Source organism: Paenibacillus sp. HWE-109 (assembly GCF_022163125.1).
Classification (GTDB): Bacteria; Bacillota; Bacilli; order Paenibacillales; family NBRC-103111; genus Paenibacillus_E.
Genome location: NZ_CP091881.1, coordinates 113032 through 127470 on the forward strand (window position 1 = coordinate 113032; position 14439 = coordinate 127470).

Sequence of the window (14439 nt, forward strand, 5' to 3'; positions counted from 1 at the left end):
CGCCGTTAAAAACTTTGGAACAATCACATAAACCCGAAATATTTCTTCGAAAAACCTTATTTTCATGTAACTATATATGACATATGAGATTTACAATCGTTAAATACACGAATATAATGAGTGTAAAGGATTACCATCATTCGGTTTTTGAAGAGGTGAAGATGTGCATTTAACGGAGAGAGAGAAAGAAAAATTACTCATTACAGTCGCCGCAGACTTAGCTCGCAGAAGACTTGGAAGAGGCTTGAAATTAAATTATCCGGAAAGTATAGCGCTGATCACATCGGAAATCATGGAAGGAGCCAGAGACGGGTTGACCGTTGCTGAATTGATGTCGTTCGGGACAACGATTCTGCGGGCTGAGCAAGTCATGGAAGGAGTGCCACAAATGATTCACGAGGTTCAAGTCGAAGCGACATTTCCTGATGGTACGAAGTTAGTGACCGTTCACGAACCAATTACCTAGATGATGAAAGGAAAGGGGCGACAACATGGTTCCGGGAGAATTTCGAACAGGTAAAGGCTATATTGAACTGAATGTTGGCAGACAGACGGTCGATGTGATCGTAACGAATACAGGAGACCGTCCTGTACAGGTAGGTTCTCATTTTCACTTTTTTGAAGTGAATCGCGCCTTGGCATTTCCGAGAGAACTTGCCTATGGGATGCGGCTTGATATTCCGGCAGGTACTGCTGTCCGATTCGAGCCTGGCGAGCAGAAGCCTGTCCAGTTAGTTGAATTAGGCGGAGCCAAGGTATCCTATGGCCTGAATAATTTGAGCAAGGGCTCGGCTGTCAAAGGGCAAATGCCCAATGAGGTGAAAGATAGATTGCAAACATGGGAGGGGAATCCCGGTGAATCGAATAGATCGTAAGAGCTATGCTTCGATGTTCGGTCCTACAACTGGAGATGCCATTCGATTGGCTGATACAGAATTATGGGCACAGATTGAACATGATTACACGGTATACGGGGATGAATGCAAATTTGGCGGCGGTAAAGTGATTCGTGACGGCATGGGGCAATCCAGCGGCGCTACACGCGATCAAGGCGTCCTTGATACTTTGATCACGAATGCTGTTGTTATCGACCATTGGGGCATTGTCAAAGGGGATATCGGTATCCGAGACGGTCACATCGTGGGAATCGGCAAGGCCGGAAACCCGGACATCATGGATGGCGTTCACCCCAATATGATCGTAGGAGCCAGCACGGAAGTGATTGCTGGAGAAGGTAAAATCGTGACAGCGGGCGGCATCGATGCTCATATTCATTTCATTTGTCCGCAGCAAATCGAGACAGCCCTGTCCTCTGGGGTGACAACGATGATTGGCGGTGGAACGGGTCCTGCTACAGGGACCAACGCCACAACATGTACACCGGGCGCATGGCATATGCAGCGAATGTTGGAAGCGGCGGAAGCCTTCCCGATGAATTTGGGTTTTACGGGCAAAGGAAACGCCTCGTTCCTCGCTCCTTTAGTGGAGCAGATTGAAGCTGGAGCTATTGGTTTGAAGCTTCATGAAGACTGGGGAACAACACCGGCGGCGATTGATACATGCCTGGAAGCAGCGGATCAATACGACGTTCAAGTAGCCATTCATACGGATACATTAAATGAAGCGGGATTTCTGGAGGATACGCTGTCGGCAATCAAGGGCCGTACGATTCATACGTATCATACAGAAGGAGCGGGCGGAGGCCATGCGCCGGATATTATCCGCGCGGCTGCTGAACTTAACATTCTCCCGTCTTCCACGAACCCGACGAGGCCATACACGATCAATACAATCGAGGAACATTTGGATATGCTGATGGTTTGTCATCATCTAGATAGTCGTATTCCGGAGGATGTCGCTTTCGCTGATTCGCGGATTCGCCCGGAAACGATTGCGGCGGAAGATATCCTGCATGATTTGGGCGTATTCAGCATGCTGAGCTCGGATTCGCAGGCGATGGGCAGGGTCGGCGAAGTCATTATCCGGACTTGGCAAACAGCGGATAAGATGAAGAAACAGCGTGGACCGCTGTCCCCGGATACGGAGGAAGGCGACAATTTCCGAATCAAGCGCTACATTGCCAAATATACGATAAACCCTGCGATTACGCATGGTGTCTCGCATCTTGTCGGTTCGATTGAACCTGGGAAGTTCGCGGATTTGGTTATTTGGAGTCCGATGTTCTTTGGCGTCAAGCCGGATCTCGTCCTTAAAGGAGGCAGCATTGCCTACGCTCAAATGGGGGATCCCAATGCGTCCATCCCGACGCCGCAACCTGTCTTTGGCAGACCGATGTTTGCTGCTTTCGGCAAAGCGTTGACACAGAGCTCCATTACATTCGTATCGCAAGCCGCCTATGACCGCGGGATCGCGGAGAAATTAGGTTTGCAAAAGCGGGTAGAGCCTGTGAAAGGCTGTCGTGATATTTCGAAAAAAGACATGATTCATAATAACGAGACACCTTCCATTGAAGTGAATCCCGAAACATACGAAGTGAAAGTGGACGGCGAAGCCATTACCTGCGAGCCGGCGACCGAGCTGCCGATGGCGCAGTTATATTTTTTATTTTAAAAAGATAAGGGAAGTCCCTGGCGGAGGTGAGCATAAATGACGGCAACAGGAACGACTTCACAGCAAACGCCCCCAAAGTTCCACTGGCTCGCTTATCAACAACTGCTTGACTCCGCTCTGCCGATTGGCGGCTTTTCTCACTCCTTTGGTTTGGAAACGTTAGTTCAGCAAGGTCGTCTGCAAACGGTGGATGAGCTTGAAGCTTACATCGGCACGATGCTTGCGAACAACTGGGCTTCCTCAGATGCGATGGTGATCAAAGCGGTGTATCAACTTATGCCGAGCGAGTCATGGGAGCAGCTCTGGGAGATCGACCACATGCTGCACGTGCAGCGTGCTGCAAGCGAAACTAGAATCGGTGTTCAGAAAATGGGGCGCAGACTGCTTCAGCTAGCTAGGTCCATGTATCCGAATCTGCCTTGGCAGCCGCTCGATGAGGCTGTGAAGGCAGGACGTTGCAGTGCCAATCATCCGATGATTCATGGATGGGTCAGCTATCAACTTGGGGTGCCGCTGGATCAAGCGGTGGAAGGATATTTATACAGCTGCATCATGACCTGCATCAACAGCGCGCTGAGGCTCATGTCCATGGGGCAGACGCAAGGGCAGATTCTGCTTGCCAAGCTGGTTCCATTGACGGAGCAGGAGTGGCGGCGTGTGGCTCACCTAGATCCCTTGGATGCGTATACGAACTCGCCGGCCGCTGATTTGGCTATGATGCAGCATGAAACCCTATATTCGCGATTGTTTATGTCTTAGGGCTAACACCCTAATCCAATTTGAGGAGGAATGGCTATGTGTCAAGGTCAAGGTCATCATCATCACCCGTGGGAAAAGCCAGCTGTGGACCGGAGTCGTCCGATGCGTATCGGGATCGGCGGTCCCGTAGGTTCCGGCAAAACAGCCCTGGTCGAGCGATTAGCCCGTAAACTGAATGACCGCTACAGCATTGCGGTTATTACGAATGACATTTATACAAAGGAAGATGCCCGTATTTTGATTAGCTCTGAGGCGCTGCCAGAGGATCGCATCATTGGGGTAGAGACCGGAGGTTGTCCGCATACCGCCATTCGTGAGGATGCTTCGATGAATTTCGAAGCGATTGAAGAATTGGAGCAGCGGTTCGACAATCTGGATATTATCTTTATTGAAAGCGGCGGCGATAATTTGGCGGCGGCGTTCAGTCCGGAATTGGTCGACCGATTCATCTATATCATTGATGTGGCGCAAGGCGAGAAAATTCCGCGCAAAGGCGGCCCTGGCATCATGCGATCCGACATGTTGATCATTAACAAAATCGATCTCGCCCCTTACGTGGGTGCCAGCCTGGAAGTGATGGATTCGGACACGAAGAAGATGCGCGGCGACCGTCCGTATATCTTCTCCAACCTGATGGGCGGCACAGGGCTTGATGACATTGTCGCATGGGTGGAAACGGAGTTCAGCCATGCCTAGCGTGACCGGGGAGATTCAAGCGGAATTTGCGGTGCGCAGCGGCTTGACGCAGCTCGTACACAAATATCACGCCTCCCCGCTCAAAATTGCCAAAACGTTTCGATACGAGAACGAAACTATCTCTCAGGACACCCCTCCTGCGGAGCAGCTGGGCGTCTATATGATGGATTGTTCCCCAGGCCTGATGTCTGGGGATCATTACGAAATCACGATGCGCCTGAGGGAAGGTGCCCGTGTTTTTCTCACGAACCAGTCGTTCACGAAGGTTCATCCTTCAGCGGCCGGTAGTGGGAGTACACAGCGGCAAACGCTGTATTTGGAAGCGGACGCGCTGCTGGAGTATATACCGGAGCCGCTGATGCTGTACAAGGATGCCAATTTGGCTGCGGAGATGGAGGTTCATCTTGCTCCGGGTTCTGTGCTTATCTTATCAGATGTCCTCTGTCCTGGACGAACGCAGCGCGGTGAAATTTTTCATTATACCCGATATACGAATCGGTTGAAGGTTCGGTACGCCAACGAACTGATATATTATCAAAATCAGAGAATTGAACCGGCGGTTATGCCATTGACCGCGCCGGGCTGTTGGGAGCACGAAACGCATCTTGGCAATCTGTACGTGTATTCGGACCGTCTCAAGCACCAGCATCTCGAGGCGCTGCTGGAGTGCTTGGAAACGCTGAATGGCGAAGGCAGCCATATGCGTGTCGGAGCCAGTCTGACCTATAAATATGGGCTGATTGTCTCGGTCTTGGGACGGCATGCCTGGGAAGTGCAGATCGCGTTGTCGCAAGCGTGGCACGAGATTCGCCGCAGCTTGTTTGCCTTAACCCCATTAATGGTGCATAAATAATAGTTGTTCGCTGGAAGGAGCCCTTGGGCTTCTTTTTGTTTTGATGGCGCTGTGGATCGGGAGAATCTACTTTGTTCCCGGTTCTGTCACAGGATTTTCGAATGGCAGAGAATGGTAAGCACTTTTTACACGCATACTGGTAGGAGAATCGACAATATGATGACAACTGGCTGCACTTCATTGTCAAACGTTGTACGGGTTGGTATGATGAAAGTGGTCTAAATTCAAATAGCTCGGAAGTTCGACATAGAGGGAGGGCAATAACGTGGAAAATCAAGCAAGTTATGACAGAATAACTAGCGGCTCGCCACAAGGATCTGTAGGGACCGAATCCATAGATGCTAGCAATAAACATTCATCTGCAGAGCCTGTAACGGCAAAAGAGTTTTATCGCTTGGTGAAACCAGGTATTATTTATTCGAATCTGATGACAGCATTTGCCGGATACTGGATGGCGGCACGATGGGATGTCAGTTGGATGCATCTGATATGGACAATGCTGGGTACAGCGCTTGTGATGGCAGGCGGCACGGTGTTGAACAATTTCCTGGATCGTGAAATGGATGCGAAGATGGAACGGACCAAGAACAGAGCCTTGCCAAGCGGCAGACTTAGCGCAAATGTCGTTCTGTGGTACGGCATTATTTTGGGGATAATCGGATTGTCTGTTTTGTATTTTGCCGCTGCATCACCGCTGGCAGCGCTTATAGGCTTGCTTGGATTGTTCTTGTATGTGTGGCTCTACACCGCCTGGTTCAAACGAACCTCAGTATGGAGTACATTTGTAGGGGCATTCTCCGGGGCGACGCCTCCGGTAATCGGGTATTGTGCCGTTACCGGCACGGTGGATGCGGGAGCTATTTTATTATTTGCTTTCTTGTTCTTGTGGCAGCCGCCTCATTTCTGGGCGCTGGGCATTCGCCGGATGGAAGAGTACCGCGCAGCTGGTTTTCCACTTTTGCCTGTTGTTAAAGGTTCTTATGTAACCAAAATCAGCATGGTGCGTTATGTCGTACTGCTCGTGCCTGTTACCGTGATGTTAACGGCGTATGGTTATCTAGGCTATGTATTCTTAATTGGATCAACAGTTCTTGGTTTAATCTGGGTGTTGATGTGTGTCAAAGGGTTCAAAGAAAAAGGCGAAGCTGAAGTACAATGGGCTAAGCGTACATTCCTATTTTCAATTATGTATTTAACATTTTTATCGATCCTCATGGTCGTTGATACTGTGAACATAAGCTAGAATAGAGGGCTAACAGAATGAATACTTTTTTTGAGAAAAATTGGTTCAAATTAGCGCTTGGTGTCATTCTCATTGCGATGATCGCGTCATTCGCCTACAAATTGTGGGCGAACAGCAATGAAGCTGACCCCCGGTTGACGGCAATGAAACAAGCGCCTTCTTTTCAATTGCAGGATCTGGATGGCAAATCGGTAGCTTCCCAGGATACGGACGGCAAGGTTCGTTTGGTTTATTTCTTTTATTCTTTCTGTCCCGATGTTTGCTTGCCTACAACATTCCTTCTCACACAAGTACAGGAAGAACTGAAGAAAAAAGGTTTGTTCGGAACGAAAGCAGAAATTTTATCCATCACGGTGGACCCAAACCGCGATACGCCTGAGGTGCTGAAGGAATTCAGAACCAAATTTGAGTCCAAGCCGGATCCGAGTGGATGGATGTTCCTCCGCGGCGAAGAAGCGAAGATTCACAAGCTTGCTGAAGATTACGGCATTATGGTCATCAAAGAGAAAGACGGCAACTTCTCGCATTCCAACGCCATTTTACTCGTTGATCCCAAAGGGAAAATCCGCAATTATTACGATGCAAGCCGGCCAGAGTTAGACGCTGACCACATTGTCAAAGACGTGGTGACCTTGTCTAAAGGGAAATAACGCAAAACGCAATTATTAATAGCATTAATTATTCAACAGCAGGTTCTGTCGAAGGGTATATAATATACTCGTCCAGGCCTGCTTTTTCTAATTGCTGGATGATATATTCCTCTGGCGTTCCTTCGACTCCGGCATAACCTTTGCGGGTATAGATTTGTTCAGCGTCTGGGAACGTATCACGCAGCAAGGATCTGATTTTTTTGCCTGAAGCGTCATTATCCGTGAATAAGTAAACGTGCTTGTGGCCTGCTTTTTTCCGCAGTTCGTCCAGCGTTAAGGAGCTGGGGGTGCCGAATGTACAGAGGATGAGAACACTGTCATCAACCACTCGTTTTAAGCGGCTTTTGTCGTTTTTACCTTCTACAATGATAGCGATCGACATGGGATCTCCTCCAACCAGGTTTTTTTGTAGTATAACCCGTTTTGGCATGTGTTCCAAGGATTTGATTCGACGTTTGCCAAATAATCCGTTGCCATTTCCCGGGAAATGACACAGATTGACAGCACAAAGACGGCCTGATTGGCTCAGGCCGCCCGATAAAATGGCTGTTTACGTCGTTACGGGTGCTTTAAAAGAACGCAAAGGGAGAAGGGAAAGAGCGAGCATTAAGATAAAGAAAGCGATGAAATAGGAGGATATATGGTCGCGGAGCTGCCCAGCCATCATCGGACCAATAAAAGCGCCGACAGAATAGGAAATCGACAGCAAAGAAAAGACGCGGCCATAGCGGTTGCTGCTCGTTATGCTGGCTAATAGAGCAGCTAATGCCGGATAAATGACGCCTTTGGCCATACCGATCAGGAAGAGAGAGACGGTAAGCGGAATTGGCCATTGAATAGCTAGTCCGAAGAAAACGACGGCAAGGGATAAGCTGCCGCACACGGTGCGAATAAAGGGCGGCACTTTATTAAGGAACCAGAAGCTGATGCTTAATAATGCGCCCAAGCTGATTAAAGTGAAAAATACCCCGGAAGTAAGAATCGATTCTCTGGCGGATTTCATTAAAGGCAGCTCAAAGAAAAGGATGCCTTGCGAACAGGAAAGAGCCATTGGAATGAGGAAAAATAGCCAAGGCATAGACACGTCGTCTGGCACATCCGAATCTTTATCCGGCAGCTCATGCCCATGAGGATCCAATAAGACGGACTTATTGGCTGTTTGTCCCAACATCTGTTTCTCATTTACCCCGAAGATTGCCAAGATCCCTGTAATAATAAGGACCCATCCCAAAACAGAGAATGCCGTTGTGAAGCCGATTTTGGCAACAAGGACTGCGCCAGCGGCTGGGGAAACGACAGATGCCAAAGTGTGAACGAGCCCGTTGCCTGCCATTAGCTTGCTCTGATGGATGCGGTCTTTGGCGATGCGAGCGAGCAGAGTTAAGCAGGCTGGCGATAAGAAGGCGAGAACAAAGCCGCTGATGGAGCGGATGTATAGCAAGTGCCATGGATCTTTAACATTGGATTGAAAAAGCAAGATGATCCCTGCTACAATCAGGCTAAAGACGATAAAAAATTTACTGCCGTATTTATCCACGCCGTAGCCGGCAAGCAGATTGCCAGGTAAGTGTGTGAGGGAGTAAACTCCCATGATAAGCCCGATAAAAGAAGGAGCTGCGCCCAAAGATAAGGCGAAGGGGGAAAGAATCGGGTACTGCGCGTGCAAATCAAAAAACGCCACAAACATAAATAAGTACAACCATATTGCTGTTCGCATGTTCTTGCCACCTCGATTCATTAACTTGTCTCTTCTTTAGTTGTACGCCGCTCGTCCTACAGATATAACCTTTCCAACCAAATGACACAATTCATCGCAAAGGAGGATTTTATGGATACGTATGTCATTGTTTTACTTGCTTGTGTAGCGATATTTCTTATCTTCCGGTTGAGACAAGCTTTTCGCAAGACGCGGGGCAGAATCGATAAAACGGAAGAAATTGAGCAACGATTAGCCCAGTTAAGGAAAAAAAGAGATGAAGACTAAGCAGCCTCTGTAGTATGATAGGAAGGACTTTTGGATAATTAGGAGGGGTTTGTTTGGATCAGTGGATTACTTTTGCACAGGATCGTTGGTACTTAATTGTAGCTGCTATTATTGTGCTTTTTATCGTAGTTGGTATTGTGAAAACCGTTGTAAAATGGGTCGTTGTTATAGCGATTGTCGGGGCTTTGGTTGTTTATGGAGCGAGTTATAAGGATAAAATAAAGGATATTGGGGCAAGCGTGGTTTCCCAAGTCGGGAATGAAGTTACGGAGAAGGCAGTCAGCACTCTGACAGAAGAAGCCAAGGATGCGCAGTTCAAAGCCAATCCGGACGGCTCCTTTCTCATAACAACAAAGAGTTTGAAAGTGGAAGGAAAGTCAGGATCTGATGAAGTGCAGGTTACTTTCCTCGGAAAAACGTTCAAAATGAATGCAAACGCTGCGATAAATACTTTTATTGAGCAAGCGAAGAAGAATGCCAAGCCATAAGTAGTTAGATAGGATGGTGAGAAGTCATGACGGATACGACGTGGTTCCAAGCAACTTCAATAAATCTGATATCCATCGTGATTGTACTCCTATTCGCAGGTTCCATCATACAAGGCTTTAGACGGGGTGGATCAGGATCAGCGAAGCATCTGATTTCTATGCTTGTGGAAGCTGGCGTCGCTGTTATCTCCATGTTTATCGCCTGGAAAGGCGTTCAACTGTTGTCTCCCTTGATTCAAACCTGGCTTAAAGCTCAAAACTTACAAATTCCAAGTGCTGATATTGGCATCCTGAAACAGACCTACTATACGGCGATAACGAGTATTCGCGATTTTCCGCTGCTGCGATTTGGCGTGCTGTTCTTGCTTGGTTATATGATCGTCAAGCAATTGCTTAACCTGTTGGTATATCCGTTAATCGGCACTTGGTTGGCTGAACGCTATACGTCTCAGGAACGCAGGAAATCCATGCTCAGCTCCGTTTCGGGCGGAGCGATAGGTTCTGTTGCAGGCTTCGCCAGAGCACTCATGCTTATTGCTGTTCTGTTCATCTATGTGACACTGTTCCCGCATTCCTCGGTTACAACATATATTGAATCTTCCCAGATGTATCAAAAAGGGGCTAAAGAAGTCATCGCTCCCTTTACAGGGGATTTCATAACCGAGAAGGTGCCTGTTTTCACGCGAGCTGTGGAAGATGAATTCACGAATATTTTACAGCGCAAATATGAAGTGCTTGATGCCAAGATTCCGGGCAATATCGCGGATGCCGCCAAGGAAGTAACGGCTAGCGGAACAACGGATGAAGAGAAGGCGAAGCTGCTGTATAACTGGGTAGGCAGCCGCGTTAAATATGATTGGGACAAGGTTAAGCTGTATGAAGAGAAACGAATCTGGAAGGAGCAGACGCCAGAGGATACCTTTAACACACGCGAAGGCGTTTGTATTGATTATTCCCGATTATATGCCCAAATGGCCAGATCGATTGGCCTTGATGTGAAAGTAGTGACGGGCCTGGGCTATGATGGGCAGGGCAGCTACGGACCTCATGCTTGGAATGAAGTTTATTTGAAGGAAACGAATCGTTGGGTACCACTGGATTCCACATGGGTGGCAAGCGGAGGCAATTGGTTCAATCCGCCGAATTTCGATCAAACCCATGTGAAAGACGCCTAGAAGATTATTAGCATAAAGCATGCAGAGAAGCCTTTTCTTTAGAACGTTAAAGAGGGGGCTTTTTACATTTGTGAATTATCATTGGCTGCTTTTTCTCATCCCCAAATAAATGTGGTACACTAAGTAGGTGCCAATCTGATGATTGTGAAAAGGAGAAAGTATGCGCAAAGCAATTCAGGACTACCCTATGATTTATCTGGATGCGGGGGACACGTTGCTCACCATTCCAGCGGCTCAAACGATTTTGAAACAATATCTGCAACTGCGGTCCGTGGATCGCGATGAATCCCATATCAATGAACTTTTCACCGAAGCTTTTCGTCTTTTTTATTACGTAGATAAGCAGGATAATTTCGTTGTTTGCAGTCCGGAATCGGATCGTGAATTCTGGGTTCAGCTATATAAATATGTGCTTCATAAACTAGGGATTCACGAGGAATGGACAGAGGAAGAGATTTTCGATTGCTGTCATGAACTCTATGATATTTTTACAGCACCGGAGTATTATGAACTATTTGACGATGTGAAACCATTCCTGGAACAGCTGAAAGAACGAGGCTTTCGAATCGGAATTATCAGTAATTTCGCGCCTACGCTTAAAGCGATTCTGGCAGATAAGGGGATCCTGCATTACTTTGATCCTGTTCTCGTATCGACTGAGGTGGGACTGGAGAAGCCGGATCCGGCGATCTTCAAGTTGGCTTTGGAGCGGGCCGGCGTAGAGGCTAAGGACGTTCTCTATATCGGTGACCATGAGACGAATGATGTTTGGGCGCCAAATCAGGCAGGGATCGATGCGATTCGCATTATCCGCTACTCCTATCATACCGGGGAAGGTATTCGTACCCTGCTCGAGCTTTTTCAAGATCAACAAGCAATTGGGTAAGAAAGGATCTGAGAAGTGATGAAGTCATCCATTATGGATGATCCGAAGAAAAAGGAAATCACCAAAAAACGGCACTTTTCGTTTCGGATCAATATTTTTTTCTTTGTAACATTCGTGTTGTTTTCCGTGTTAATCGTGCGTTTAGCCATTTTACAATTCGTGCAAGCCAAAGATCTCAAAGCGGCCGAGAATACGAACACGAATCAGACGAACAAAATTGCGCCTATCCGCGGCAATATTTATGATTCAACCAAGTCCCCGCTCGCTTATACGATCCCTGTGCAGTCTTTATTTTTCAGGATTGAGCCTGGTCAGCAAGATAAGGAAGAAATTATTAACCTTGCACGTCGACTCAAGACGGATGTTTTTGATAAATACGGCAAAAAGACGGCTGTACAGCCAACACCGGAAGAAATTGTGTTAGCCATGGATTTGGGTTATGACATTAATCAAAATAAAGTAAAGGACCCCAGCTATTATTGGGTTCCCCGTAAAATCAAGACGGACCTTTCCAAGGAAGAAATTGCGTATTTATTAGAGCATCGCGATGAATTCAAATGGCTTGAAGTCACAGAAGAAAGTATCCGTACTTACGAAATGGACGATGACGGCACAACGACAATTGCCCCGCAGTTGATCGGATATCTCAATAAATACTCGACACAGTCTGCGCAGGAGATGTACAAGGATAATCCGGAAAGCAAAGAATATTTGCCTGCAGAAAATGTTGGTTTTGACGGCATCGAAAGAATGTACCAAGATGATTTGCGCGGCAAAAACGGGTACAAAGTGTATCCTGTGAACGCGGCTATGAAAATTATCGGCAGAGCGACAGTAACCAAACCGATCAAAGGCAACAATCTGTACCTATCAATCAACAAGGATATTCAGAAAACAGCGGAGAAAGCCATTCAAGATCAAATCGCTTTCCTGCATACGCCTTATGCGCGGAATGATGCTTTTATCAAATACGGGGCAAATGCGGAGGCTGGTTATGCGGTAGCGATGGAAGTCGATACAGGGCGCATCGTGACGATGGCCAACTTCCCCGACTATGATTCGAATGTGTGGACGGGCGGGATTTCCCAGGTCAATTTGGATAAGGTAGGATCTTTCATCGCAAATGGATCGATTACTACAGCCTATCCGAAATATACCGATAAAGAACGGCCGAAGCACCCATCTTCCATCGTGTTCATGGGATCAACCATTAAGCCGTTGTCGGTACTAATCGGTTTAACGGAGAAACTGATTACGCCTGCGAATCAATATTATAACGATACCGGAACATTTACGTTCGGTAAAACGGGATCGACGAGCTCAATCTCAAATTCCGGGAAAGTGGCATACGGCAATCTGGATGCCGCTGGCTCTATCGAGCATTCCTCGAATACGTATATGTCGGCCAAAGTGGGCATTCCCTTCTATTCGAAGTATGGCGGGGAGAACGTCAAAGTCACCGATAAATGGGCGGAATACTTAGCCAAGTTCGGGATTGGCGTTAAAACCGGAAGCGGATTGCCGAGTGAGAACGCAGGCTCTAACGACTTTGTGAAAAATGCCAAAAAAGATAGCTATCAGTCTGCCATGGTTTACGCTTCATGGGGGCAAAACGAGAAGACGACCACACTGCAGCTGGCTCAATTCGCGGCTACATTAGCAAGCAGAGGGAAGAAAATGAAGCCTTTGTTCGTTGATGAAATCCGCAGCTTTGAAGGGGACTTGGTCAGAAAAGTCGAGCCCGAGGTCATGGAAGACTCGACGGCTTTATTCGCCAAAGGCGATTGGAACACGATCATTCACGGGATGAAGAGTGGAGCGGAAGGTATCGAAGAGCTGCCCTACAATGTAGCGCGCAAGACGGGAACGTCGACGCAAGCTGTGTCAGGCGGGACGATCGACAACGCCGTATTCATTGCCTTCGCGCCTGTTGAGAATCCGAAGCTCGCGATTGCTGTCGTCGTACCGGAAGGCGGATACGGACGTTACGGAGCGTCGCCGATTGCTGCGAAGATTTTTCAAGCGTACGATGCCGCGAATGATGGCATCTTGACGAAACTCGGCGGCGGCAAGAAGCCGTGGTAAAGGATTAGAGGCTGTTTCCCAAGGTTGAAAACCTGGGGAGCAGCCTTTTTGCGTTGTTGGCGGAGGTGGCTGAGCGCGATGAAGGGGGTTTCAGGTGAGTTAACGTTGGAAAACCGCGTTAAGGTGGCGGTTGAGGCCGAAGTGAGAGTTGTAACGTTGAAAAACAACGTTACCGTCCGCGAATGAGCACGATGAAGGACAATTCAGGTGAGTTAACGCTGAAAAACCGCGTTAAGGTGGCGGTTGAGGTCGAAGTGAGAGCTGTAACGTTGAAACACAACGTTACCGTCAGTGGATGAGCACGGTGAAGGGCAATTCAGGTGAGTTAACGCTGGAAAACAGCGTTAAGGTGGCGGTTGAGGCCAAAGTGAGAGCTATAACGTTGAAAAACAACGTTACCGGCAGTGAATAAGCACGATGAAGGACAATTCAGGTGAGTTAACGCTGAAAAACAGCGTTAAGGTGGCGGTTGAGGCGAAAGTGAGAGCTGTAACGTTGAAAAACAACGTTACCGTCAGTGAATGAGCACGATGAAGGGCAATTCAGTTGAGTTAACGCTGAAAACCAGCGTTAAGGCGGCGACTGAGGCGAAAGTGAGAGCTGTAACGTTGAAAAACAGCGTTACCGGCATGTCCGCCCATCACTAAGCCGCCCCACAATCTTTGTGTCACTCTAATGAACTGTGTGATGCTTAAAGACGAGAATTTGGCTACTTTGGAGATCTAATGAACTGAATTGGCGTTATCGAGCAGATTATAGGTGGAATGGTGATCATTTTTTTAAAATAACGTATATGGAATTCGTTAGTTTTCCAAATGGACCATTTTGGGTCAAATAAGGGTTCTTGAGTTCGTAAGGAGCTTCCCCGTAAGGAGATTTGAACTTTGAGGAAACTCTCTCCAACTATTTTCCATAAATTGTGAACACCCCTTGAAAATGTTCCGTCTTTTTAATGAAATTAAAAAGTGGCGTATGCGAAAGAAAGGCTTTAGTGGTATGAAATCATCCTTCATGGATGGTAAGAAGAAGACTTACCCAAAAGCAGCACT

At 47.6% G+C, this 14439-nt stretch carries 15 protein-coding genes; 13 read left to right on the top strand and 2 right to left on the bottom strand.

What is annotated here, in order from left to right:
* Positions 1–163: 163 nt before the first annotated feature.
* The 8 genes from LOZ80_RS00545 to LOZ80_RS00580 all read left to right on the top strand — a co-directional run bounded on the left by LOZ80_RS00545 (position 164) and on the right by LOZ80_RS00580 (position 6772).
* Entirely contained in the window at positions 164–466 is a 303-nt protein-coding gene (locus LOZ80_RS00545; protein WP_189011518.1) for an urease subunit gamma, read from the top strand.
* Positions 467–491: 25 nt separating this feature from the next.
* On the top strand, positions 492–875 hold the full coding sequence (gene ureB, locus LOZ80_RS00550) for an urease subunit beta (protein WP_238169613.1): 384 nt from the start codon (positions 492–494) through the stop codon (positions 873–875).
* Complete coding sequence (ureC, locus tag LOZ80_RS00555) at positions 856–2571, top strand: urease subunit alpha (protein WP_238169614.1); 1716 nt, start codon at positions 856–858, stop codon at positions 2569–2571. The genes ureB and ureC overlap by 20 nt, the downstream gene beginning before the upstream one ends.
* A gap of 36 nt (positions 2572–2607) precedes the next feature.
* A complete protein-coding gene (locus tag LOZ80_RS00560) occupies positions 2608–3330 on the top strand; it encodes an urease accessory protein UreF (RefSeq protein ID WP_238169615.1) in 723 nt (240 codons plus the stop codon).
* A 36-nt stretch (positions 3331–3366) separates the two neighbouring features.
* Positions 3367–4026 (top strand): urease accessory protein UreG, encoded by a 660-nt coding sequence (gene ureG / locus LOZ80_RS00565; protein ID WP_189011510.1) that lies wholly within the window; start codon positions 3367–3369, stop codon positions 4024–4026.
* Positions 4019–4879 carry an urease accessory protein UreD gene (locus tag LOZ80_RS00570; RefSeq protein ID WP_238169616.1) on the top strand — a complete coding sequence of 287 codons (861 nt, stop codon included), beginning with the start codon at positions 4019–4021 and terminating at the stop codon, positions 4877–4879. Before ureG ends, LOZ80_RS00570 begins: the two co-directional genes overlap by 8 nt.
* 265 nt (positions 4880–5144) lie before the next feature.
* A complete protein-coding gene (cyoE, locus tag LOZ80_RS00575; RefSeq protein ID WP_238169617.1) occupies positions 5145–6122 on the top strand; it encodes a heme o synthase in 978 nt (325 codons plus the stop codon).
* Positions 6123–6139: 17 nt separating this feature from the next.
* On the top strand, positions 6140–6772 hold the full coding sequence (locus tag LOZ80_RS00580; protein WP_238169618.1) for an SCO family protein: 633 nt from the start codon (positions 6140–6142) through the stop codon (positions 6770–6772).
* 28 nt (positions 6773–6800) lie between these two features.
* On the opposite strand, the gene LOZ80_RS00585 is transcribed toward LOZ80_RS00580, so the two are convergent.
* A complete protein-coding gene (locus tag LOZ80_RS00585; protein WP_238169619.1) occupies positions 6801–7154 on the bottom strand; it encodes a toprim domain-containing protein in 354 nt (117 codons plus the stop codon).
* Between the two features lie 168 nt (positions 7155–7322).
* Entirely contained in the window at positions 7323–8489 is a 1167-nt protein-coding gene (locus LOZ80_RS00590; RefSeq protein ID WP_238169620.1) for an MFS transporter, read from the bottom strand.
* Positions 8490–8600: 111 nt separating this feature from the next.
* Between LOZ80_RS00590 and LOZ80_RS00595 the strand changes: the two genes are divergently transcribed.
* The 5 genes from LOZ80_RS00595 to LOZ80_RS00615 all read left to right on the top strand — a co-directional run bounded on the left by LOZ80_RS00595 (position 8601) and on the right by LOZ80_RS00615 (position 13390).
* Positions 8601–8756: a hypothetical protein gene (locus LOZ80_RS00595; RefSeq protein WP_189011499.1), complete on the top strand. Its 156-nt coding sequence runs from the start codon at positions 8601–8603 to the stop codon at positions 8754–8756.
* 53 nt (positions 8757–8809) lie between these two features.
* Positions 8810–9244: a hypothetical protein gene (locus LOZ80_RS00600; RefSeq protein WP_238169621.1), complete on the top strand. Its 435-nt coding sequence runs from the start codon at positions 8810–8812 to the stop codon at positions 9242–9244.
* A 26-nt stretch (positions 9245–9270) separates the two neighbouring features.
* On the top strand, positions 9271–10419 hold the full coding sequence (locus LOZ80_RS00605; RefSeq protein WP_238169622.1) for a transglutaminase family protein: 1149 nt from the start codon (positions 9271–9273) through the stop codon (positions 10417–10419).
* A gap of 160 nt (positions 10420–10579) precedes the next feature.
* Positions 10580–11305, top strand: a complete 726-nt coding sequence (locus LOZ80_RS00610) for an HAD-IA family hydrolase (protein WP_238169623.1) — start codon at positions 10580–10582, stop codon at positions 11303–11305.
* A gap of 18 nt (positions 11306–11323) precedes the next feature.
* Positions 11324–13390, top strand: coding sequence for a peptidoglycan D,D-transpeptidase FtsI family protein (locus LOZ80_RS00615; protein ID WP_238169624.1), 2067 nt, complete (start codon positions 11324–11326; stop codon positions 13388–13390).
* Positions 13391–14439 lie beyond the last annotated feature (1049 nt).

Excerpts from the sequence above, each read along its gene's own strand:
- ureB (WP_238169613.1), top strand. The coding sequence starts at position 492 with ATGGTTCCGGGAGAATTTCGAACAGGTAAAGGCTATATTGAACTGAAT.
- LOZ80_RS00560 (WP_238169615.1), top strand. The coding sequence starts at position 2,608 with ATGACGGCAACAGGAACGACTTCACAGCAAACGCCCCCAAAGTTCCAC.
- ureG (WP_189011510.1), top strand. The coding sequence starts at position 3,367 with ATGTGTCAAGGTCAAGGTCATCATCATCACCCGTGGGAAAAGCCAGCT.
- LOZ80_RS00570 (WP_238169616.1), top strand. The coding sequence starts at position 4,019 with ATGCCTAGCGTGACCGGGGAGATTCAAGCGGAATTTGCGGTGCGCAGC.
- LOZ80_RS00580 (WP_238169618.1), top strand. The coding sequence starts at position 6,140 with ATGAATACTTTTTTTGAGAAAAATTGGTTCAAATTAGCGCTTGGTGTC.
- LOZ80_RS00585 (WP_238169619.1), bottom strand. The coding sequence starts at position 7,154 with ATGTCGATCGCTATCATTGTAGAAGGTAAAAACGACAAAAGCCGCTTA.
- LOZ80_RS00590 (WP_238169620.1), bottom strand. The coding sequence starts at position 8,489 with ATGCGAACAGCAATATGGTTGTACTTATTTATGTTTGTGGCGTTTTTT.
- LOZ80_RS00595 (WP_189011499.1), top strand. The coding sequence starts at position 8,601 with ATGGATACGTATGTCATTGTTTTACTTGCTTGTGTAGCGATATTTCTT.
- LOZ80_RS00605 (WP_238169622.1), top strand. The coding sequence starts at position 9,271 with ATGACGGATACGACGTGGTTCCAAGCAACTTCAATAAATCTGATATCC.
- LOZ80_RS00610 (WP_238169623.1), top strand. The coding sequence starts at position 10,580 with ATGCGCAAAGCAATTCAGGACTACCCTATGATTTATCTGGATGCGGGG.
- LOZ80_RS00615 (WP_238169624.1), top strand. The coding sequence starts at position 11,324 with ATGAAGTCATCCATTATGGATGATCCGAAGAAAAAGGAAATCACCAAA.